Below are 22,351 nucleotides of genomic sequence, written 5' to 3'. Positions count from 1 at the left end.
TCAGCGGGTGGTAGACTTCATGCTGACTCGAACGTCAGAACTCAGAACTCAGCTGGTTCAGGGACAGACATCAGACTTGGTATAGTGTTCAGAATTCAGCAACCATAGTGGCACCGTGTCGAGCGCCTTGGCACTAACCGCGATGCGAGAGGTCGCGAACCACCAAATCACTCGAAACGGTGCACGGTCGTTGCTGCGTTCTGAACACTATAAGAAGTCTGATCGCTGACGCTGACGCTTGCGACTGCACTCTGAGCTCTGCGCAGTCAGCGGCGGTCGCCGGCGAGCCGCTCGCGCATCGAGTCACCCGTTCATCGAGCAGACCTTAAATCGGTTCCTGCGCGGGCAGCAACGGGACCAGCGAACGCCAAGCGTATCGCCACTCCGGCAGCGCGTTCCCATCCGGGGCCGCGTACATGATGTGCTCGACCGCCTCGGCGCCCAAATGCTCGTAAAATGCGCCAGCTTGCGTGTTCTGTTCGTAGCACCAGAGGAACAGACCGGGATGCGTGGCGCGCGCGTGCGCGACCTTTGCCACAGCGGTCAGCAGAGCGCGTCCGATGCCCGCACCCTGATGCGACGGCAGCAGATGCAGATTGTCCACCAACGTGCCCCACGTGTGGTCGTCGTCGAGGGACGCAAAGGCGAAACCCACCGGCTCACCGTCGTGCTTCGCGAGCCAGCCAAACTGCCGGTCGGTGATCATCGCCAACTTGAGATGCCACACCTCCCGGCGGTCGGACAGCAGATCGCCGTCGAGATACGCGTCGGAGAGAATACCGCGATACGCACGGCGCCAGCTGGCACAGTGGAGATCAGCGACTGCCTCCAGATCGGCCACCGAAAGGACATGCAGCGTCACGGGCGTCTGGTTCAACATGCAATCACTCCGTCGGAAGTTCGGTCCACGCCCGTACGACCGCGCGCTGCGCGTCGGTTTGTGGCGAGCCGTCTGGCCCGAAGTAGGCCACCTTGTCAGCTGACATGGTCGCGAACAGTGTCTTCACCTCGTTGAGCGCTTGGTCGCCGGTGCGTCCGTTTCGCACGAGCCAACAGCCAACCGTCATGCCGGTACGCCCCACCCCGCCCCAGCAGTGTACGTACACACGATGCCCTTGCGCGAGTCGCTCGTCGATCGTGTTGAGGACTCGGGTCATGAACGCATCATCGCACACATCCATGTCGACGATAGACAAGTAGTCGTGCGTCACCTCTACGCCGCGTTCGGTGCCGAGCTCACGAAGACGTCCGAAGTAGAGATCAAGCGGATCATCGGGATGGGTGAGATCCACAAACGCCGTGACGCCCGCATCGAGAAACTGCTGCAGCTTGGCGTCTCGGATGCCGTGCGGCGTGCCAAAACGCATGCCCGGATACTCGCCAGCCAACAGCGCGGTGCCCGGAACGAGGTAGGAATTGTCGATCGGACGAGACATGACTGACCTGACGGAGAATCGGTGATACACTTCGCTGTCCCTACGCCTCCACTGCAAACTCGATTGCTCACCCTGCCCCAGCAAGTCCTCTGTGAAGCCATACGAACGTCTCGCGGAAGCCGCCGCTCCCGATGGCACCGTGCTCACGCTATATCGTCACGACGGGGCGTACCTGCTGCGGATCGACGGGATCGAGCTCATGTCGACCCGCCGTTCGCAGTCGGAGGTACAACTGGCCGCACTGGCGTGCCGCGACCTCTCCGAACAGCCGAGCGTGCGCGTCCTGGTGGGCGGACTCGGCTTCGGCTTTACCATGCGCGCCGCTCTCGAACGACTGGGCCCCGATGCACGCGTGATGGTGGCCGAGATCGTCCCCGAGGTGATCGCGTGGAACCGGAACCCCGACTACGCACTCGCCGGTGCGGCCATGTACGACCCGCGCGTGGACATCCGCCACGGTGACGTGCTGACGCTGTTGCGGGAGCACGCTGGCGTGTTCGACGCCATCATGCTCGACGTAGACAACGGCGCCGAATCGCTGACCACGTCGGGTAACGCCAAACTCTATGCCGATGCAGGGATACAGGCCGCGATCGCGGCCCTGCGCCCCGGCGGCCGCGTGATCTACTGGTCGGCTGACGCCGATCCGGTGTTCGTGAAAGCGTTGCGACGCAACGGGCTCACGGTGACGACCGAGAAAAGCCGTGCGCACGGCACGAAAGGCGCAGCGCATGAACTCATTGTGGGGGAGAAGCGTCGGTAGGCGGGGACGGAAGCTCCAGCACGATCGCCGCTTCGGCCTCGGGGAGTCGCTCGGCAGACCGCAACTTCTTTTCCATGGCGCGACTGCGTTGGCCCGTTTCCTCGATGGTACGGCTGGCCGTGTGGAGTTGTCGCTGCACCCGGTCGAGCACATCACCGAACTTTCCGAACTCGGTTTTCACCGCGCCGAGTACGCGCCACACCTCGGCGGCGCGTTGTTCGACCACCAGCGTCTGGAAGCCCATCCGTAAACTGGTGAGGATTGCAGCCAGGGTGGTTGGCCCCGCCACCACCACACGATACTGCTGCTGCAGGTCACTCACCATTGACGGGTGACGCAGCACCTCGGCGAACAGCCCTTCGGTGGCGAGAAACATGATCGCGAAATCGGTACTCGCCGGCGGATGCACGTACTTGTCGTGGATCTCTCGGGCTGACGCGCGCACGGTGCGCATGAGGGCATCGCTGGCCGCCTGCACGGCCGCCACGTCGCCCTGATCCGACGCGTCCTGCAATCGTAGCCAGTCTTCCTGCGGAAACTTCGAGTCGATCGGCAGCCACACGCACGTGGCGGGATCATCGAGCGGCCCGGGAAGCCGCACGGCGAACTCCACGCGTTCCGCGGTTTCCCGCCGAATGGAGACATTTTTGTCGAACTGTTCGGGCGTGAGCACCTGCTCGAGAATGGCTCCGAGCTGTACTTCAGCCCACGTGCCGCGCGCCTTCACGTTGGTGAGTACGCGCTTGAGGTCACCTACGCCGGTGGCGAGCTGTTGCATCTCGCCGAGTCCCTTATGAACGGTATCCAGACGATCACTGACCAGCTTGAACGATTCGCCCAAACGTTTCTCGAGCGTATCGTGCAACTTTTCGTCGACCGTGCGACGCATCTCGTCGAGTTTACGCTCGTTCCCTTCCTGCAGCTCGCGCACGCGCTGATCGAGCGTGCCGCGCACGCGATCGAGTGACGCCTGCGTGGTCTCGATCGACTTCGCGACCTCTTCGCGCAGTTCGCGCGCCGACGCGCGGGCCTCGTCGCGCGCGTTGCGCAAATCTTCACGGAGCTCACTTCGGGCTCGTTCGGAATCGGGGTTGCCGCGGAACAGGTTACCGAGAACCAATACGACGGTCATGGCAGCACACACCAGTGTGAGGACTGCGATCGGGTCAGCCATGTGCTTCTCCCGTTCGTCCGAGCGGCTGCATTGCACCACGCAGCAGGGTCTCGAGTCCACTACCTCGCTTCACGGTTCGCGACACGGCCGATCGCATGACCGATTCATCGCCGACGATCAGTACCCGCTGTCGCGCGCGGGTCACGGCCGTGTACAGCAGCTCGCGTCCCAGCACTCGACTGCCTTTGGCCGGCAGCATCACGATCACGTTGGTGAACTCTGAGCCCTGCGCCTTGTGTACCGTCATGGCCCATGCCGTCTGCGTGTCAGGCATCCGTGCCGGCGGAATGGTGCGGGTGGTATTCTCGGGTGCCGGGAAGTGCACCAGCATCTCCCCATTTGCTTCCCAGGCCACGCCGACGTCGCCATTGAACAGCTGCGTGCCGTAATCGTTGGCCATGACCATCACCGGACGTCGATGATACCAGTGTTCGGTGATGACCGTGCCCTGACCGCGCAGCCATCGTTCTACTTCGGCGTTGATCCCCGACACGCCAAACACGCCTTCTCGCTCAGCGCAGAGCACTCGAAACCCATCGAGGGCCGCGAGGGCCGCCGCCGGTGAGTCAGCACCGAGGCACGTCTCGAGATGCGGCACGAGCAGCGCCAGCAGCTCGGCGCGATCCTGCGGGGCCGGCGCCCAGCGCACATCGGCGCGTTGGGCATCGTGCACGACCGCCCAGAGCGCAGTGGCGTCGCCGGTCAGTATGGCGGAGGCCGCATCGCCGATGGCGGGATGGGCTTCAAACCGGTAGCTGCGGGTGAGTCGCTCCACACTGGAGTGCAGCCAGTTGCCATCCAACGCGTTACCGACGCCCAGCTCCTGCGCGACGCGACAGATCGCGCCCAGCACATCGCCCGCCTCCACGCTGGCCAGCTGATCCTGATCACCCACCAGCAGCAGCGTGGCGTGCGCGGGAAGCGCCGCGATCAGCGCATCCATGAGCAGCACGTCTACCATGCTCGCTTCGTCGAGAATCACGAGGTCATACGGCAACGGTGAGCCGGCTCGCGACCAGAAGCGATCGCGGTCGGGCTGGTAGCCCAAGAGTCGATGCACCGTGCGCGCGCGTTGTGGCACGCGGGCGCGAACATCAGGAGAGGCTTCGAGTGCATCGAGCCGCAGGCGGACCGATTCTGAGAGCCGCGCCGCCGCTTTGCCGGTGGGCGCAGCCAGCGCCACGCGGAGCGTCGGATTTCGATCAAGCGTTTCTACCAGTAGTTCCGCAATGCGCGTGGTCTTTCCGGTGCCAGGGCCGCCAGTGATGACGCGAAAGGTAGGACGATGATGGGCTAGCGACTCGCGAATGCGCGCCACGATGCGCTGCTCCGCGTCGAAGTATCGACGAAACTGCAGCAGCGATCCGTGCAGCAGCAGTACCGACGGCACCACCGCTGTCATCGCTTGCAGCGCGGTGCGCCACCAGGCGGCATCGCGACCCTGAAGTAGCGCGCCCATGTCGTTGGTGGCGACATGAGCGGCCAGCTCCCGTACGAGCTCCGAGGCTTCGGCGGCGAGATCGCTCAGTGACAGGGCGCTGTGGCCTTCGTCGCGGGCGCGCGCCAGCAGAGCGACGGCCACGGCAACAGACGTCGCCGCGTCACCGACCATTTCGGCGCGACGCGCTGTGAGTTCGCCGAGCACCCGATCGCTGGTGGAGAGTAGATAGTGCTCCACGGCGGTGTCGAAGAATGCGGTGAGACTCATGCTGGTACTCTGCGCGTACTCATGGCGTGCCTCCGAAGGCACGATCGAGCGCGTACAGCAACTCCGGCGTCGGTGTATCGGTGAACCAGCCCTCGCGTCCGGTGGCGGCAATACCGCGCAGGAACGCATAGGTGACCTGCCCCCAGTGTTTGCTGGCGTCGTATCCACGCTGACGCGCGCGCAGGTGCCGGTGCAGCGCCACCAGGTACACGTGGTACTGCAGTGTGTAGTGCGCGGCGTGCATCGCCTCATCGAGCGCGCCAGTCGCATAGTCGGCGTCGGCGACGCCGAGCCAGTTCGACTTCCAGTCGAGAATATTCCAGCGCCCGTCGTGTTCGAAGGCGAGGTCGATAGATCCGGTGAGATATCCGCGAAACTGTTCGTCGCGCAGTCGCTTGAGCAGCGGCGCGTAGGCCTGCGCATGCGGCGATCCGTGTGCGGCGAGCGCGTCGGCCACGGCTGCGATGGAGAAATCGCGCACCGGCATCGAGAAGCGCCACTCCCGCAACGTGGCCTCGCGCGGCACCGCCGCGAGCGCAAAGCCCGCGTGGGGGATCTCGGCGTTGCACACCGTATCGATCATCTCCCGGATATGCGCCGGCGTCCACCGCGCGTGGGAGGGTACCGGCACGCTGTAGTCACGCAGGGCATTCTGTACGTCGGCGTCGGTGATCGCGCCCGGGTTGGTGAAGTCGGTGTGTTCGAACAGGCCGTGCAGCACGTTGCCGATGTCGGCACCGGCCGGCACGCCACGGAAGCCGGCCACGTGCGCGACAGTACGCCGCGCGTCGGTGGGCACCAGAATGTCGTCGACATCGCGACTGTCTACGTGTGACACGTTGCGCGTGAGCATGGTGAAGCTGCTGCTGCGCCAGATGGCGAGTTGTCCGGCCGCCACGTGGAACTGCAACGGTGCTCGCGGGGGTGTGGTGACGGCAGCCACCGCCGTCGGCGCCGCCGGCAGCTGTAGGACGACATCGGCAATCGCCATCGTGTCCGTGTTCGCGGCCACGAGCGTGTAGATGGCGTCGCGGTCAACGCTGTCACCACCGCCCTGAATGAGCCAACCAAGCGCTGAGGCAGCGGCATCGGAGAAGTTGCCCCACGTGACGTAGCAGCGGGACTCGGCGCGGGTCAGCGCGACATACGCCAGTCGCAGCTCTTCGCTCAGTTGTTCAAGATCCTTCTGCTCGCTGCGCTGCGCGTGCAGCGGCGAGTCGATATCGAGCACCATCCCGTCATTCAGCGGCGTGAGCGAATACGGCACATCGAGGGCTTTCGTGGCGAACGACCTGCTATTCCACAGCGTTGGGCAAAACACCACCGGCCACTGCAGTCCCTTCGCCTTGTGAATGGTGAGGATCTGCACAGCATCGCTATCGCTTTCCAATCGCATCTCGCGGCGTTCCGGCGTGACGACCGACGCGCGTTCGCTGGACACCCAACCCAGCACCGCGTCGGGCGTCAGTGGCGACGTGGCATCTGCTTCTTGCAGGATTTCAAGGACGTGTCGCACGTTGGTGACCCGTCGCTCGCCGCCCTGCAGCGATAACAGACGCGCGGTGGCGCCGCACTCGTTCAGCAGCCAGGCCAGTGCTGTAGCGCCGCCATGCCGCAGCCATATCGTTCGTGCCCGAACCAGCCGATCAAGCATGGCGTTCCACGCGCCATTGCCGTCGTTGCGCAGCGTATCGGCCACGGCCGAGGCGTCGCCCCCCCAGAGTCGCGTAGCCATCGCGGAACGCACCGCAACCCCGTCTCGCGGCGACGCGATCGCTTCAGCCAGCCGCACCAGCTCATTGGCCTCTTCACTGGCCAACACATCCTGATTGGCGCCCACAACACAGGGAATGCCGACCGCATCGAGCGACGCTTTCACGGCCTGCGCTTCGGCGTTGGTACGCACCAGCACCGCCATGGCGCCCGCGCCCAGGCCTGCGACCGTGAGCCGGCGAATCTCCACCGTGACCGCCTGGATGGCCACTGTGGTGCCGCGCTCCTTGCTCACCATGTTTCTGGAGGTGTTGTACTCATCGCCCACCCACATCCACTGCAACGCACGGTTCGCATCGCCCGCCATGGCGTCGGGCACGCTTACGTGATTCGCCGCCGTGACCTCGGGCAGGCCAATGCGCTCAGCGCTGCAGGCGAACGGCTCACGGTTGTTCCGGAACAGCTGCGTCACGCCGCCAACCATCGCCTCCGTGCTGCGGAAGTTCGTGAGCAGCGTGTAGCGCCGTTCGAGGTCGATGGTCGCGGCGGCCTTGAGATAGGCGTGTACGTCGGCGTTGCGAAACGCGAAGATGGATTGCTTCGGGTCGCCGATCAGGAACAGCGGACATCCACTGAAGGCGGTCGAGAAGATCGGAAACTGGGTGGGGTCGGTGTCCTGAAATTCGTCGATCAGCGCCACGCGAAAGCGCTCGCGGATACGCGACGCCAGCAGCCCATTGGGCCCTTCGGCCACCAGAATATCGTGTAGGCGACGCAGCAGGTCGTCGAAGCCCATCAAATGGCGCGTGTGCTTCTCCTGCTCGAACGACTTCGACACGGCGAGCACGAAGTCCTTTAACAGCTGGGGCGCCGGATCTGGGGCCGCCTCAATCGTGGTGCGGGGGTGTCGCATGTACGGCCGCACAAGATTCCTGATCCAGGCCAGCGGATCTTCGCCGCTCGCCGAGATGATGTCGGACGCCGCTTCGTCGTGCAGCACGCGCCGACGTATCCAGTCTTGGCCGAGCCGCTGCAGGATTTCGGTATCCTCTTCGAGGAACGTGCCGCCAAAATGCACGCGACTTTCCAGCGCGCTTTCGGACAGCACGCGGTGGCAGAAACCGTGAATGGTGGACACACCAAGATCATCGAGCGCAGCCAGTGCCGCGCGCACGATCGGCGCGCCGGCGCTTCCGTGCAGGTCGCGCAGCACGAATAGATCGTCGTTCTTGTCGTTACGTGGTGGCGGTGCGCTTGACCAGACGCGATCGGCGTCACGCAGCACGGCGCGAATGCGCCCGATCAGCTCCTGCGTCGCCTTTTCGGTAAAGGTGACGACGAGGATCTCTCCGAGGTGCTCGACCTTCCGCTCGAGGAGCAGTCGCAGCACGAGTCGGGTGATCGCAAACGTTTTTCCGGTCCCTGCGCTCGCCTCGACGAGCGTGATGCCAGGGTCCAGTGCGACGCTGAGCGCGTTGAAGGGCTTCATGACGCGCCCTCGGCCAGCATTTGCGGCGACCACGATTCCTTGAACAGCAGCTTGGTGAGAGCTTCGAAGTCTTTCTCGAAATCTTTGAACGCGAGTGAGTCGCGGAAGCAGAGCTGGAGATACGGGTCGGACTCGTCGCCGGCCGCGCCAAAGCTACCGCCGGTGAAGGCGGCGGCGGCCTTCGCGATCGGAACCTGCTCCTTGGCGCGAGACTTCGGATTCGCGGCGATCGTCGCGTTGTGCACCATAGCCGCGCGATACGCTTCCGCCGCATTCGGGAAAAACGGCAACGGTGCACGACGCGCCGCGTGCATGGCACCGATCCAGTCGTCCAACATGTCCCTGGCGTTCGACACGGACGTGAGCGTTTCGACGATCGCCTTCTCCTTCTTGGCGTCCGGATACAACAGCACCGTCGTGGCGGGCACTTCGGCGCCCTGCTGCCTCGCCGCGCACATCACGACATGCTCGACCCAGGCCACGATGCGATGCTTTGCCGCAAATCTCCCCGTGCGCACGACGTACCGGACGTCGTCGATGACGCCCTCCACCGTTCCGGAAATGCGCCAGTCGGTGCCGATCACGGTCAGTGCCGCGCTGGTGCGCGCACCCGTGGGCAAGGCATCGATAATTGGTCGCGCCTCGTGTTCCAGTCGCGCGAACCACGACGCGCCAAGATGCGCCGGCGGAAGCTTGCCAACCGCCACCAGCTGACGCGGCATCCACTCGGTGTCCCGACGACCGGTCATCACCGACCGCAGAATATCGGCGCGCACGCCACCCTGCTTCATCTTGTTCAGCCAGTGCAGCTCGGTGTCCACGCTATCGGTCGCGCTGGCATCGGGCAGACGCAGGCGCAGCTCCTGCTCACAGAACCACTGCGACGGATTGCTCCAGAAGCCGGTCAGATTACGCAACGCGATTTCGGCCACATCGTCGTTCACGAGATCGGGCACCGTGTCCGCGAAGAACGGGAAGCCGTGAGCCGGCTCACCGGCGGCGGCCTTGCCCGCCAACGGCGAGAAGGTGATCAGTCGCGGGTCGTCGTTGCTGACATAGCGATCGCTGAACGCTTGCAGCGGGTGCCGCACCACCAGCGTGGCCCGCGCGCTGCCATTGGTGCGACGATCGAGATGGTCGAGCAGTTCATCGAGTACGATGGACGGCGCCCGCGCGGCATTGTCGCGGGGATCGTTTCCACTGTACGTGAGCACGACGCGCGACTCGGCGGCCAGCAGCAGGTCGAGAAAGAGCTGCCGGTCGTCGTCACGCAGACTACGATCGCCCTCGCGCGCCTCGCACGACAACAAGTCGAACGCCGGCCGGCGGTCACGTCGCGGGAACGCGGCATCGTCGAGACCCGCCACGGCGATCACCTTGAACGGCACACTGCGCATGGGCTTGAGCGCGGCCACCGTGAGGCGGCCACTCAGAAATCCCGAACCGCAGCTGTCGTCACCGAGTTCCTGCTCCAGCCAGTCGCGCACCACGCTGAATGGCACGACCGCGTGGTATGCGACCTGGAGCGTCGTTGTGGACAAGGCTTGGATCACGCGGCGCACCGCGTTCAGCCCGTCGCGCTCGCTGGCCGATGTCGGCTGCACGACCCGATCGAGGAACAGCGAAAGTGCTGCGGTCCACGCAACTATAGTCCGCGACTGCTGCCACGACTTCAGCGTGACCGCGAGCAGGTCGATCCATTGCGACAACGCGGCGAGCGCCGCCGCATCGCCCACCGTGTCTCCGGCTTGCGGCCACAGGCCCATTGCCTGCTCGGAGAGCGCGCCGGTCAGCTGCCCCAGCAGCAACCGATCGAGTCCGGTGCGCCACGTAGGCATGTCGGTGGCGGGCAACGCCAGACGTTCGAGGGCCTCGTCGTCGTAGCCCCAACGCACGTTGGCATCGCGCGTGATCCGCGCCAGATACTCCACCTGCCCGTCGTCGAGACCGGCCGCGGTGTACACCGTCGGCCGCTCGAGCACACCGAAAACGTCGGAGTGCGTAAGACGCCCGCCCTCGAGCGACAGCAGGCTCAACGCCGCAGCGGCCACCGACTCATCGCGACGGCGCCGATCGGCTACAGCAAACGGAATGCGGACCGTTCCGTCATTCGCACCGAATACCGTCTCCACGAGTGGTGCCCAAGCAACGATATCCGGCACCAACAATAGCACGTCATGGGGCTTGAGCGTACGATCGGCCACAAACGCCAGTCCGATTTGATCACGTATGATCTCGAGTTCGCGCAGCTTCCCATGCGCCGCGTGTACACGAAGCGACGCGTCGGCGGAGGAGATCGTCAACGGCCCCGACCCATCGCTGGCGTACGTCATCTCGTGCTGGAGCTGCGCCAGCAACGACTCCGGACTGGCCGTTGCCGAATCCTCAAGTACAACGACTGTCGCATCGCGAGACACCAGGAGTCGCTGGAGCGCCTGTCCTTGTGCCCCGAAGGCGGCAGCCAGCGGATGCATCGTCGCGGTCGGCGCGGACATGGGCAACAGGGCGGCATACACCGCGACCTCAGTGTGCCTGGCCACCGCGGCCAGCAGTTCGATCACGCGAGGCGGTAGCGAGCTGATACCGAACACCGATACCCGCGACGGCAGCGACAAGGATCCGGGTTCGGCCGCGTTGATGCGCGCCAGCAGCTGCGTGAGCCGGCGCGCGCCATGCTCAGCGCCGTCGCGACAGAGCTCGCGCCACAGCGCGGCCTGCCAGATCTCGTGCGTTGAGTCGAGCCGATGCTCACCACGCTCCCACGCCTCGAGCAGATCGTGCCGGAACAGCTGATAGTCGTCGAAGCGCGATGCCACACGGGCCGCCAGCCCGAAGCGCATCCGGTCGTCACCATCACTCAAGTACCGAGACAGGGCGGCGTAGCGCGCGTCGCGCAGGTCCACCTCGCGCAGCAAGGCGTCCAAGCGCCATGTCAGCGCTTCGCGCGAAAATGCGCTCGCGGCGTTGCCGGACACTCCTACTGAGGCGGCCAGCGAGTGCACGAAACGCGCGGGAAACGGCAGCTCCAGCGAGCCCGCACAGCCCAGCGCGTCGGCCAGCGCCAACGTGAGCCATTGGCGCATGCCCTGACTCTGCACCACGATGATCTCGGTGTCACGCGGCGGAAGCGGCGCTGCTCGCAGACGCGCGATCAGATGATCGCGCAGCACGCCCAGTCGTGGGGCGATATACACCTTCATGATCGGGATGCTAACGAGTGAAGCGCCCGTCGTGATCGAGGAGTCACGCGAGCACCGTGCTGCACGCGGGCGATCGCGACGTGATCGTGCGTGGGTGGGTGTTCAGCACGCTCGGCGACGTGTCTCCGCTCACCTTTCTGCCGTACCTTATCTCGGAATGATCGGCAGCACCACGTGCGACGGGTGCGCGGCATCGTGCACCACACGCTGATGCGCTGACACGAACAGCGAGTCCCGCTCGTTGTTGCCGCCGGTGTTCAGGTTGCGGTTGTACTTCGGAAAGAGCGCCGACGAAATGCTGACCCGCAGCCGGTGCCCCGGCTTGAAAACCATCGACGTGAACCACAGGTCTATGTCGTATCGCTCCACGGCACCTGGTACCAGCGGCACCATCTTGTCCATCCCCCGCCGGAATCGCGCTCGCGCAATGCCATCCTGCACCCGCTCCGCGTGACCATCGGGAAAGACATCAAGCAGCATGATCGCCCAATCGGTGTCCTTGGCGTCGCTCGCCGCCCACAGCGTCGCCGACATCTCGCCGGTGACCTCGATCGGCCGCGTGAGCGGCGCTGAGGTAAAGACCAGCGCGTCCTTCCGTGTCGCGTTGAGGACCGTGTAATCCTCATTGAGCGACTCCTCCAGTTCGCGCGAGTCGATGAGGTACGGTGTAGGGTCCCCCGGGTCGTACGTATACGTGTCGTCGGCGGCGCCCTGCGGCGGCAGCGTGTCGAGCACGCCGTCGCCAGCGCTGGTGCGCGCATTCCCGCGCGATGAGACATACCACTTGGTGTTGCGCGCGCGCGCCAGCGGCCACTCCTTTTCCTGGCGCCACGTGTTGTCGCCCTGCACGAAGATGTCGACCGGCGGCAGCCGATCGACGCCGTTGTCTTTGCCCAGCAGATAGTGATCGAACCAGCGCAGCTGGAGGTCGCGATACTTGTAGCGCGCCTGTGGTCCGAAGTCGCCGGAGACGTAGTCCACGCCCTTGTGCGCGTCGACCCCCATCACGAGGTGCCACGCCGGATGATTCTTCGCCTGCAACAGCGCGTTGGTGTAGTCGAGCGGGCCGCGCGAATCGTCGTGCCAGCCAGCCAATGACAGCGCCGGCGCCTTGACCTTGTCTATGAATGTCGTCACTGCACGCGAACGCCAATATGCATCGAGCGTGTTGTGCGAAATCCACCGTTCCCAGAGCGGCAGATGGCCGCACCCGAGTCGTTCTGGCAGGTTCGACAGGGGCAGTTTGGTGATCGCCTCGCCGATGTCGAGCTCCGCCGTGTTCGTGGCCATATCCCGTCCGCGCATCAGGCAGGTCCAGTACACATTGATGGGACCGAAGGTCATGGCCGCGTACGGTACGATGCGCCACGGATCGCTAGTCGCCGCCGACGGGGCGATCGCCGCGAGGTGCGGCGGGGCGCTCACGGCAGCAAACCAGGCCAGCCGACCCTCATCCGAGTGGCCGATCAAACCAATCTTCCCATTGCTGCCGGGCAGCTTCGCGGCCCACTCGACCGCGTCGTAGCCGTCCTGGATGTCGGTCGCGTAGTCGCCGAAATTGGCGACATCGCCGCTGGACTTGCCGCGGCCACGCACAAGTTGCCCCACGAAGATGTAGCCGCGCGATGCCCACCAGTGTCCCGGGCCAGGGTTCGTCGCGCGATACGGCGAGCGCTGCATGACCACGCCAAACGGTCCGGCCCCCACGGGCCGCACAATGTAGGTCTCCAGCTTCGCGCCATCGGGCAGCGGCATGAGCGTCGTGGTGTCGACCACCGAGGCGTACTGCGAATCGGAGGCCGGCATCGTCCAGACCTGATAGTCGGGCTCCACCACCGCGGGCGTGGCGCGGCGAACCAGCCGATATCGGCGATCCTGCACGACACCGCTGGTGTAGTGGAGCCCGACGAGCGTATCGCCATGCCACGCCGCGCGCATCACGACGCGCGCGTCCTGCGTCAGAATCACCGAATCACCGCTCGTCGAGACCTTGGTGACGGTGAGCATCGGCTCGCCAGTGCGGCGACGTAGCCCGCCGACGGTGCCGGAGTCGCCGCCGGCGAAATGCGCGAACCCCATGCGGCGCCACCCTTCGAAGCCGAACTTGGGCGTGGCGCTGAGCGCGATGTAGACGTCCCAATCGCCGCTGAGCGTGGCGACAGCCGGCGTACGGGGCGCAGCACAGCTCCCGGTGACGAGCGCCAGCGCCACGATCAGCCAGTGCCGACTGCCCGGCATCCATGACATGAGATTCGACATGCTTATGCCCCTTGCTCAAAACGTTGGGATCGCCGACGCGCCGCGACCAAAACACCGACGCCAACCAGATTCATCACCACAATCAACGACGCAACCTTGAACGCAAACACCCCGACACTCGCCACCTTGATGATCGGGAACACGGACAGCGTCACATACAGCAGCGTCATCAGCAACCCCGACCACGAGGCGAGGCGCAGCCACAGCGGCGGGCGCGGCGTCACGCTGCGCAGACCGAAGATCGGGATCGAGAACATCACGAGGTACGTGAGGGCGTAGAAGATACCGCCCGCGTTGAAGAGCAACTGGAAGGCTTCTGCGCGCCCCACCCCGATCAGACTGAGTAATGAGAGGCAGAAAGAAGATACCGCGACCACGGCCACCGAGTTGACTGGGGTCCGGTAGCGCGCATGCAGTTGAGAAAACCACGGCGGCAGGAGGCGGTCCCAGCCAGCCACCATGGGCAGGCGCGTCACGGCGGTGAACGTCACGCTGACCTGCCCCAAGCGCATCGCCAGTGTCATCAGGATCGCGATCGTCACCAACGGTCCCGCGATGCCGAATGGTCCGAAGCCGGCTCGGAGCACCTGCGGCATCGGCCCGATAAGGTCGATGTCATTCGTCGGGACGTACGCCACCACGGTGGCGGTGCCCAGGATGAACATGATGGCGATCAGCGGTGCCGCGATGAAGACCGACTTGCGCATCGCACGGGCTGGCGCGCGTGTTTCGCCAGCAAGAATGGCGATGTACTCGAAGCCACCGAGGGCGCCGAATCCCATCTTGCCAAGGAGATTGAGATTGAGAAGCGAGAACTCGGGCAACTTGGTGCGGAACGGATGGAATTCCGTGAGATGCCCGCTGGCGAGCCCGATGAATGGCAGCCCGATGAGAATGCCGAAAATGATCAGCATGAAGACGCCGCCGGTATTGTGCACCCACTTCCCCACTGACAGCCCGATCGTCGCGGCCACGGCCATCAACGTCAAGATCACGGCCGACGCGAGCGCGATGAACCAATTGCTTGAGGTGATCCATGCAGCACGTGGGCCCAGCGCGTACGACAGATACGTCGCGGCCTGCAAGCCGATCTCCGACGTAAACACAATCACGTACAGCCAGAGGTTCCACGCCACAAGAAATCCCACCGTGGAGTTGAAGCCGATCTTCGCCCACTGATACAGACCGCCCTCGAGCGGCATCAGCTTGTTGAGATAGATCACCACGGCCGACATCGGGAGGTAAAAGAGCACAATCGCGAGCAACCACATCACGACGTGCGAGGGGCCCAGTTTTCCGGCGACACCGATCCAGGTGAGGCCGATGATGAAGAGAATCTGGGTCAGCGCCAGATCCCTGACCCCAAGCTCCTTCTTCAGTGATGCGCTGTGCGCCTCAACCTGCGCCTCGACCTGCGCGAGTTCCGTGTTCTGCGTCATGGTTGCACCTCGCCGAGGATACTCCAGAGTCGCGCCCAGGCTTCGAGCCCTTCGTGCAACCGATGCAGGCGGAAGAATTCGTTCGGTGCGTGGAAGTCCTCGTCGCCAGTCGAAAAGGAGAAGTACACGGTGTCCAGCCCCATGACGCGTTGGAAAATCTCCGCGACCGGCACCGTTCCGCCCATCCGGACGATCAGTGGGTCGACGCCGTACACCGCATGCAGCGCAGCCGCCGACGCTTTCAGGGCGAAGTGGTGCGGGTCAATGTGGGCGGCGGGCGCGCCGTGATCATCGGGAACGACCGAAAGTCGTGTTCCGAGCGGCAAGTGCGAGTGCAGATGACGCGTGACGAGTGACACGATGTCGGGCGGATCCTGATCGGGGACCAACCGACAGGTGATCTTGGCGTGCGCTTCGCTCGGGATCACGGTCTTGTGACCTGGCCCTTGGTAACCACCCCACATCCCGTTGACCTCGAGCGTGGGTCGCGTCCATTGGCGTTCGAGCGTGGTATAGCCCGCTTCACCAAATGCGGCGGGGGCACCGACCGCGTCGAGATACGCTTGTTCGTCAAAGGGCAACTTTGCGATGTCGCCACGCTCCGCCGCGCTCAGCCCGCGCACACGATCATAGAAACCGGGAACGGCAACACGCCCATCCGCATCGTGCAACGACGCAATGAGCTGGGCCATCGCGTGCAGCGGATTGGCAACACCACCGCCGTGCCGACCGGAATGCAAATCCTTCGTGGCGGCAGTCAGCGTCAGCTCCAATCCGGCAAGGCCGCGGTTCGACACCGTCAGGGATGGCTCGTCGATGCGCCACATCCCGCCATCGGCTGAGATGACGACGTCGGCGGCGAGCAGCTCGCGGTGCTCCGCGACAAACGCCTCGAGGTTAGGACTGCCGACCTCCTCCTCACCTTCGAAGAGAAACTTCACGTTGATCGGCACGCGCGACTCAGTCGCGAAGCAGGCTTCGGCGACCTTGATCGGGATCAGCATCGGCCCCTTGTCGTCGGAGACCCCGCGGGCATACAGGCGTCCGTCACGCAGCGTCGGCACCCACGGCGGGCTTTGCCATTTCTCGATCGGGTCGGGCGGCTGCACGTCGTAGTGTCCGTAAATCAGTATGGTCAACTTGCCAGGCGCGCCGAGCCATTCGGCGTAGACGACCGGATTCCCGGACGTTTCGATGGTGCGCACCTGCAGTGGTCCGGCGGCGGCGAGCGTCGAGGCGACGAATTGCGCGGCCCGGCGCAGGTCGGCGGCGTGCAACGGATCGGTGCTCACGCTTGGAATCGATGCGAATGCAATGAGCTCGTCGAGTATCGCGTCGTGGCGAGTCTTGAGGAACGCCAGCACGCGTTCAACTGACATTATTTTCCTCCGTCGATCGAAAGGACCTGGCCCGTAATCCATCCGGCAAGCTCCGACGCGAAAAAGAGAACACCGTGGGCGATGTCGTCCACGGTGCCGAGTTTTTTCAGCGCAATGCGATCGACGAGTGCCTGTTGTCCTGCGGCACCGTACGACTCCCATTGCTTTTCCGTGGTGGCGTTCGAGCGGACGAATCCGGGGGCGATGTTGTTGACCGTGATGCCCCAGGCGCCGAGTTCGTGGGCGAGTTGCCGTGTGAGACCGATCTGTGCAGCCTTGGCGGCAGCGTACGCTTGGATGCCCGTGAGGGAGATGCCGAGGCCCGCGCCGCTTGAGATATTGATGATGCGACCGAAGCGTGCGGCTTTCATGCCGGGCGCCACTGCCTGCGAGAAGAAAAATGCGCCGCCCACGTTGACGTCGAAGATTGCCTGCCATTGCTCCGCTGTCACGTCTTCGAGTGGGCGCCCCACCTGCCCGAGCACGCCGCCGGCGTTGTTCACGAGGACGTCGACACGGCCGGTCGCCGATGAGGCCGATGCGACAACGGCATCCACGGCGTGCTTGTCACGCACGTCGAGTCGGCACACGGTGCAGTTGGCACCCGCCAGTCGCTGCGTCTCACGCAGCTCATCCTCGATCAGATCGACGCCCCAGACCACAGCGCCACGCTGGGCGAATGCGATCACAATTGCGCGTCCGAAGCCATGGGCGGCGCCGGTCACGATCACGGTCTTGTTGGTGAATGCCAGGTTCATGGCGTGAGCACGTCAGCCAGCGCGTCCAGTGTGTTTAGTGACTGCGGCCGTTCGCCGCGCTCAATGTCGTGAATGAGCCCCACCAAGCGAGCGGTGAGCGGCGTCGGCACGCCCGCCTCGGCACCAAGGGTCACGACAATACCGAGCTGGGCGTCGACTTCGGTGGGCCGCCTGCGCACGGCGAGGTCGCGCCAAATGCCGCTGTGCGTCTTGGCTGATTTGCGATTGTGGGCGACGAGGTTGTCGAGCGACTGCCGGGCGGCCTCCGGCGCACCGGTTGGCAAGTACGCGGACGGATCGAAGCCGTCGAACGCTTGTGGCTGGACGCCGCGTGCGGTCGCGACCGCGAGAATTTCTCGGGCGAGCGCGATGAAGAGGTCGCGGTACGGCGGCATCGCGAGCGCGTCGGCGATCGACTCGTTGGTGAGTGCCGTGGCGAAGAGCATCGCACCATACGCTTCCTTGCCCCAGAGATAGCCCCAGATATGCGATGTCGCGGTGGCGCGCTCGTCGAAGTCGCGCCAGGCATCGCGCGCGGCAAGCACACGCGGCGAGACGCGTTCGGTGGCCGGACCAAACGATTCACCGATCATCACGGTACCGCGTCCGCCATAGAGGATCAGGCCGGGCTCGAGGTAGTCGGCGCCAAAGTTGACGAACGCACCGACCGTGCGGCGTTCGCCGATCAGATCAGCGATGGCGAGTTCATTGAGCCCGTTCTGCGCCGAGATGACGCAGGCGGTTGCACTCAAGTGCGGGAGCAGTGCGCGCACCGCAGACTCCGTGTGATGCGCCTTGGTTGCGAGTACGATGGTGTCCCACTCGCCCTTCAGCGTTTCTGGCGTGAAGGCGGGAATGGGCACGGTGAATGTCGCGATCGGCCCGGTGATGGCGATCCCGCCACTGTTTATGGCCTCGACATGGTCGGCCACGGAATCCACGACGGTCACGTCGTGTCCGGCGCGGGCGAGGAACGCCGCCATGGTGCCGCCGATTGCGCCTGCGCCCCAGAAGAGGGAGCGTGTTGGATGCGGAGTCACGACGCCGGCGATCCCCACGAGCCGTCGAGGAGCGCGCGTGTCTCGTCAACGGCGATCTGCCAGAGCGCCTGGAGTTCGTCATCGGGTCGCTCGTAGAGCCCGCCGAAGTTGCCATCGCCGAGGAAGGCGCGGAGGGCCTTGGGATCGAGCGCGCGGATGGTATCCATCGGCGGCACCGGGCCCTTGGTTGCCTTGGGCAGTTCGATGCCGGGGAGCCGGGTCCAGGGGAAGTTCTCCATCCACGATCCGTGCGACGCGACAGGATCAAGCTCCTGCACCTTGGCCCAGGTACGCGGCGCGTTCCACCAATTATGAAAGATCACTCGACACCCGGGGTGGTCGGCGGCCCATTCGGTGGCGAACTGCTGCACCGCCCCGTTGCCGCCGTGACCGTTGCAGATCAGAATGCGACGAAAACCGCTGTGCGCCATCCCATCGAGGATATCGCTCACGACGGCGAGATGCGTCTGGACGCGGAGCGAGATGGATCCCGGGTATTCCCTGAAGTAGGGTGTGACACCGTATGGCAGAACGGGAAAGACCGGGATGCCGAGGGGTTCGGCAGCTTCCGCGGCGACGCGTTCCGGGAGGATGCAATCAACCGTGAGGCGGAGGAAGCTGTGCTGCTCGGTGCTGCCGAGGGGGAGGACGGCCCGATCGTCACGGCGCAGGTATTCGTCGACCTGCATCCAGTTCATATCGCTGATGCGCACGTTCGAATCTCGATGTTGGCGTGGACGAGGAAAATACGCTGGGTCCGTGGCGCACGCCACGTGGCGTGCGTACAAAACATCAGCGCTTCTCGTTGAAGAAGGTCACCGGCTGCGTATCGGTTTCATTCACCAGCAGACGAAAGACATCGGGACGTGCATAGTGCCCGACGACATCGAGATCATACTTACCGCGCGCGATCGTTTCGAGATCGATGTCGGCACAGAGCAGCGCCTCCCCCTCGAAGTGTGGACCGGCCAGCACCGTTCCGAACGGGTCAACGATGCAGCTGCCACCGGGACAGACGACGTCATCGCGATTGCTCTCCCGTGTGTCGTCGGCGTCGGGGTAGTCGCTGCGTCGCGCAAAGAGATTGGCACTCAGGACGAAACAGCGTCCTTCGATGGCGATGTGGCGCATCGTCGGCTGCCAGCTCTCGCGTCCGTCTGCCGTTGGCGCGCAATAGATCTGAATCCCTTTGGCGTAGTGCGCCGCACGCAGCAGCGGCATGTAGTTCTCCCAGCAGATCACGGCGCCCACTTTGCCCAACGGCGTATCGAACACCGGCATGGTCGATCCGTTGCCGTAGCCCCAGATCAGCCGCTCCGACGCGGTCGGCATCAGTTTACGATGCTTTCCCATCAGCGAGCCGTCGGGTGCGAAGAACAACACGGTGCAGTACAACGTGCCACCGTCACGTTCGATCACGCCCACCACGACGTACATCGCATTCTCGGCGGCGATCTCACCGATGCGCGTGCAGTGCGCTCCGGGCACATCGATCGCGCTCGCCCAGTAGCGACGGAACGCGTCGCGTCCCGCCTCAGTGCGTGAGCCGACCATCGCGCCGAAGCTCGAGCCTCGTGGATATCCGCCAACGAACGCCTCCGGAAAGAGCACGAGGCCCGCGCCGTCGGCCCGCGCGCGTGCCGTGAAGTCCGCGAGTTTCTCGATCGCGTTCTCCGCCGTCGAGGCGGGCGATAGTTGGGCAACGGCCACTCGGCCGGTTGGAGTCGACATGACAGTATCTCGGTCTGGCGGTGGGCGGCGGTGGGACTCCACGAAAAGATCGCCCATTGGTGCGCTCGGGGAGAGGGATGACGGCGAGGTCGTGCCGTCACTGCGAAGTAGGGAAGTGGGAGTAGGGAGTAGGCAGTAAGGCGTTCGGAGTTGGGAGTCGTTCGAAAGGCACGGGGGGGCCACCATGGTTGCCCTACGCGTTTCGTGACGGCCCGAGTAACGCCTCCGGCACGACGGCGAGGCCGGCCTCGCGACGGTACGCCTGACGACCGGTGGTCACAATGACAGCGTCGACGACAGCGTCGACGACAGCGTCGGCCAGTGCCCTCTGCAGCCAACGCCAATGATGCACGTTGCCGTGATTCACGGCGGGATTCTGCTTGATCTCGAGGGCGCGCACCCGTGGCTGGTTCTCCGCGGTCACGTGGAGATACGCCCCGTCGTGGGACGATGTACACATTCATGTTTGGGATGCTAACGAGTGAAGCGCCCGGCGGCGTCCCGGAGTCACGCGGAACCGCGCATGACGTCAGGAGAGTCGCACGGTCTGACAATGCCGGATGCGACGGACCCGCATAAGGGCACCACTAACAGTCCACTGCCTCTGCGCTGGCGACGTTACGCCTTGCTGTCATCGGCTTGATCGAATTTTTTTAGAGGTGCCATCATTATTGTTCGTTGCTGTTCTTCGCGTTGCTTCGCGTCCTTTGCGTGAACCAGCTGGCTGTCCGAGAGATCCGCCGCCGCAAGCACCGCGATTGACGCGACGGGCGCGAAGATCGCGAAGGCACGCGAAGAACAGCAATAGTATGAGCAGGGGTTCGGCCCGCCCCCGGGCCACCGACGCGATTCCATTCTCCATCACGGGCACCTCTAAAACTTCACTGCCTTTGCGCTGGAGACATTGCGCCTTGCCGTCATCGGCTCGATCGAATTTGGGGGTGGTGCCCTTAACGCGTGCTCACGCCCGCCCATCGCCGTCGCGCGGCAACGGCCAGTACCGCGGCGTCCACAAGCCCGAGCTGAAGCGCGGCGTGTTGCGCGCAGAGCGCGTGCGTGCGAACGAGGTCTTCGTCGCAGCCCCACTCGATAGTGAATGCGCCCGCAGCGAGGTCTGCACGGAATGCTTCGGCCGCTAGTGCGCTCACCTGCCGAGTGAGTAGGTGGTCCACTTCAGGGAGGAGAGCCCACGGCAGGACCCATTCGTCGCCACAGGTCTCGTACACGGTGCGTAGCGCGCGGTGATGCCGGTCGCTTGCGTCGACCAACGCCACGATGGCACCCGTGTCGACCACGACCACCTGCTGGACCCCATCCCCTCCAGCAACTCCTCCGCCCGCTCGCTCACATCCCCTCGTGCGCTCCGGCCAACGCCGATGCACGTCGCGCGCACCGGCGGCGCCTTGGCGGCAACGTACGCGGCCACCGCCTCACGGACGAGCTAACGGGCCGACCCTCCGCGCTGGCGCGCCAGCACCTTCAGGCGACGATAGTCCTCAGCGTCGACGTACACGGTGGTTTTGATGGACTCTGGCATATGGTAACTACATCTGGCACTCCAGAAATGCGGTAGTGTTCTGTCTCTGCCCGCTCGTCTCGTCGGGGGGACTGCGCGCGCCACCGAGCGCCCGGGGGTGGCACGGGCGCGCAGGTGGGTCAGGATCTGGTCGATCACTGACGGCTGGGTGATCGCTCGATGATCCGCCAGGGGCCCGTGGCATTCTGGGCACGCGGGGGGTCGACCTCAACGATGTGCTGGAGGAGGGCCGCCGTAGCGCCTTCGCCCAGCAGCGAGTGGCCTCGCTGGGTGCCCGTCGTTGCGTGGACGAGCAAAGGAGCACTGGGCTCGACGATTGCCGCCGTGCCCAGTGCTCCGGAGCGGAAGAGCGCACGGCCCGGTTGGCGTACCGGCCATCGTACCGCGTGGTCACGTGCCCCATATCCGGGAGCTGCACCAAAACCCAGGCGAGAACTCAAGCGGATCGGCGGTCTCGGTGGCCTTCGTCTGGCACTCCGCCTTGTCGGACGCGGGCGCTCGCCGCCGTGGCAGTCCGCTCGTCAGTGAGCCGTTGTAAAGGCGACCGAGACGAAATGCGGCGAGCAACGAGGCATGCTTTTCAAACGTGATTCATGCACGGGGTCCGCGCCTCGCACTCCACGCTGTTCGTGCTGGTCGTGGATGCCTTGGTGCTACGCGTATGCGCAGCGTATGCGCAGCGTATGCGCAGCGTATGCGCAGCGTATGCGCGCGACCTGCGTGAT

General features: G+C 64.7%; 16 protein-coding genes. 1 reads left to right on the top strand and 15 read right to left on the bottom strand.

Translation table 11 applies throughout. From position 1 onward, the window contains the following. Positions 1 to 325: 325 nt before the first annotated feature. Both ACLL97_RS04645 and ACLL97_RS04640 read right to left on the bottom strand, forming a co-directional pair. Entirely contained in the window at positions 326 to 880 is a 555-nt protein-coding gene (locus ACLL97_RS04645) for a GNAT family N-acetyltransferase (protein WP_411279311.1), read from the bottom strand. A 4-nt stretch (positions 881 to 884) separates the two neighbouring features. Further along, positions 885 to 1,436 (bottom strand): phosphatase, encoded by a 552-nt coding sequence (locus ACLL97_RS04640; RefSeq protein WP_411279310.1) that lies wholly within the window; start codon positions 1,434 to 1,436, stop codon positions 885 to 887. 91 nt (positions 1,437 to 1,527) lie between these two features. On the opposite strand from ACLL97_RS04640, the gene ACLL97_RS04635 reads away from it, so the two are divergent. Then, positions 1,528 to 2,199 (top strand): hypothetical protein, encoded by a 672-nt coding sequence (locus ACLL97_RS04635; protein ID WP_411279309.1) that lies wholly within the window; start codon positions 1,528 to 1,530, stop codon positions 2,197 to 2,199. On the opposite strand, the gene ACLL97_RS04630 is transcribed toward ACLL97_RS04635, so the two are convergent. The 13 genes from ACLL97_RS04630 to ACLL97_RS04570 all read right to left on the bottom strand — a co-directional run bounded on the left by ACLL97_RS04630 (position 2,174) and on the right by ACLL97_RS04570 (position 21,384). Continuing rightward, positions 2,174 to 3,373 carry a DNA recombination protein RmuC gene (locus ACLL97_RS04630; RefSeq protein ID WP_411279308.1) on the bottom strand — a complete coding sequence of 400 codons (1,200 nt, stop codon included), beginning with the start codon at positions 3,371 to 3,373 and terminating at the stop codon, positions 2,174 to 2,176. The genes ACLL97_RS04635 and ACLL97_RS04630 overlap by 26 nt on opposite strands. Beyond that, positions 3,366 to 5,081: an exodeoxyribonuclease V subunit alpha gene (gene recD, locus ACLL97_RS04625; protein ID WP_411279307.1), complete on the bottom strand. Its 1,716-nt coding sequence runs from the start codon at positions 5,079 to 5,081 to the stop codon at positions 3,366 to 3,368. The genes ACLL97_RS04630 and recD overlap by 8 nt, the downstream gene beginning before the upstream one ends. Positions 5,082 to 5,100: 19 nt before the next feature. Then, on the bottom strand, positions 5,101 to 8,283 hold the full coding sequence (locus tag ACLL97_RS04620) for a UvrD-helicase domain-containing protein (RefSeq protein WP_411279306.1): 3,183 nt from the start codon (positions 8,281 to 8,283) through the stop codon (positions 5,101 to 5,103). Beyond that, positions 8,280 to 11,483, bottom strand: coding sequence for an exodeoxyribonuclease V subunit gamma (locus tag ACLL97_RS04615; RefSeq protein ID WP_411279305.1), 3,204 nt, complete (start codon positions 11,481 to 11,483; stop codon positions 8,280 to 8,282). The genes ACLL97_RS04620 and ACLL97_RS04615 overlap by 4 nt, the downstream gene beginning before the upstream one ends. Before the next feature lie 147 nt (positions 11,484 to 11,630). Next, a complete protein-coding gene (locus tag ACLL97_RS04610) occupies positions 11,631 to 13,742 on the bottom strand; it encodes a CocE/NonD family hydrolase (protein WP_411279304.1) in 2,112 nt (703 codons plus the stop codon). Between the two features lie 2 nt (positions 13,743 to 13,744). Next, complete coding sequence (locus ACLL97_RS04605; protein WP_411279303.1) at positions 13,745 to 15,181, bottom strand: APC family permease; 1,437 nt, start codon at positions 15,179 to 15,181, stop codon at positions 13,745 to 13,747. Continuing rightward, positions 15,178 to 16,560 (bottom strand): dipeptidase, encoded by a 1,383-nt coding sequence (locus ACLL97_RS04600; RefSeq protein WP_411279302.1) that lies wholly within the window; start codon positions 16,558 to 16,560, stop codon positions 15,178 to 15,180. Before ACLL97_RS04600 ends, ACLL97_RS04605 begins: the two co-directional genes overlap by 4 nt. After that, positions 16,560 to 17,318, bottom strand: a complete 759-nt coding sequence (locus ACLL97_RS04595) for an SDR family NAD(P)-dependent oxidoreductase (RefSeq protein ID WP_411279301.1) — start codon at positions 17,316 to 17,318, stop codon at positions 16,560 to 16,562. The genes ACLL97_RS04600 and ACLL97_RS04595 overlap by 1 nt, the downstream gene beginning before the upstream one ends. Then, positions 17,315 to 18,358 (bottom strand): ketopantoate reductase family protein, encoded by a 1,044-nt coding sequence (locus ACLL97_RS04590; RefSeq protein ID WP_411279300.1) that lies wholly within the window; start codon positions 18,356 to 18,358, stop codon positions 17,315 to 17,317. Before ACLL97_RS04590 ends, ACLL97_RS04595 begins: the two co-directional genes overlap by 4 nt. Next, positions 18,355 to 19,071: a creatininase family protein gene (locus tag ACLL97_RS04585; protein WP_411279299.1), complete on the bottom strand. Its 717-nt coding sequence runs from the start codon at positions 19,069 to 19,071 to the stop codon at positions 18,355 to 18,357. The genes ACLL97_RS04590 and ACLL97_RS04585 overlap by 4 nt, the downstream gene beginning before the upstream one ends. 79 nt (positions 19,072 to 19,150) lie before the next feature. Beyond that, entirely contained in the window at positions 19,151 to 20,089 is a 939-nt protein-coding gene (locus ACLL97_RS04580; protein ID WP_411279298.1) for a nitrilase-related carbon-nitrogen hydrolase, read from the bottom strand. A 193-nt stretch (positions 20,090 to 20,282) separates the two neighbouring features. Then, positions 20,283 to 20,513: a hypothetical protein gene (locus ACLL97_RS04575; RefSeq protein WP_411279297.1), complete on the bottom strand. Its 231-nt coding sequence runs from the start codon at positions 20,511 to 20,513 to the stop codon at positions 20,283 to 20,285. Positions 20,514 to 21,039: 526 nt separating this feature from the next. Beyond that, a complete protein-coding gene (locus tag ACLL97_RS04570; RefSeq protein WP_411279296.1) occupies positions 21,040 to 21,384 on the bottom strand; it encodes a PIN domain-containing protein in 345 nt (114 codons plus the stop codon). Between the last annotated feature and the right edge of the window lie 967 nt (positions 21,385 to 22,351).

Source organism: Gemmatimonas sp. (assembly GCF_046594945.1).
Classification (GTDB): Bacteria; Gemmatimonadota; Gemmatimonadetes; order Gemmatimonadales; family Gemmatimonadaceae; genus Gemmatimonas.
Note: the sequence above shows the minus strand (reverse complement) of the source record. Positions and strands in the feature narration are given on the sequence as shown.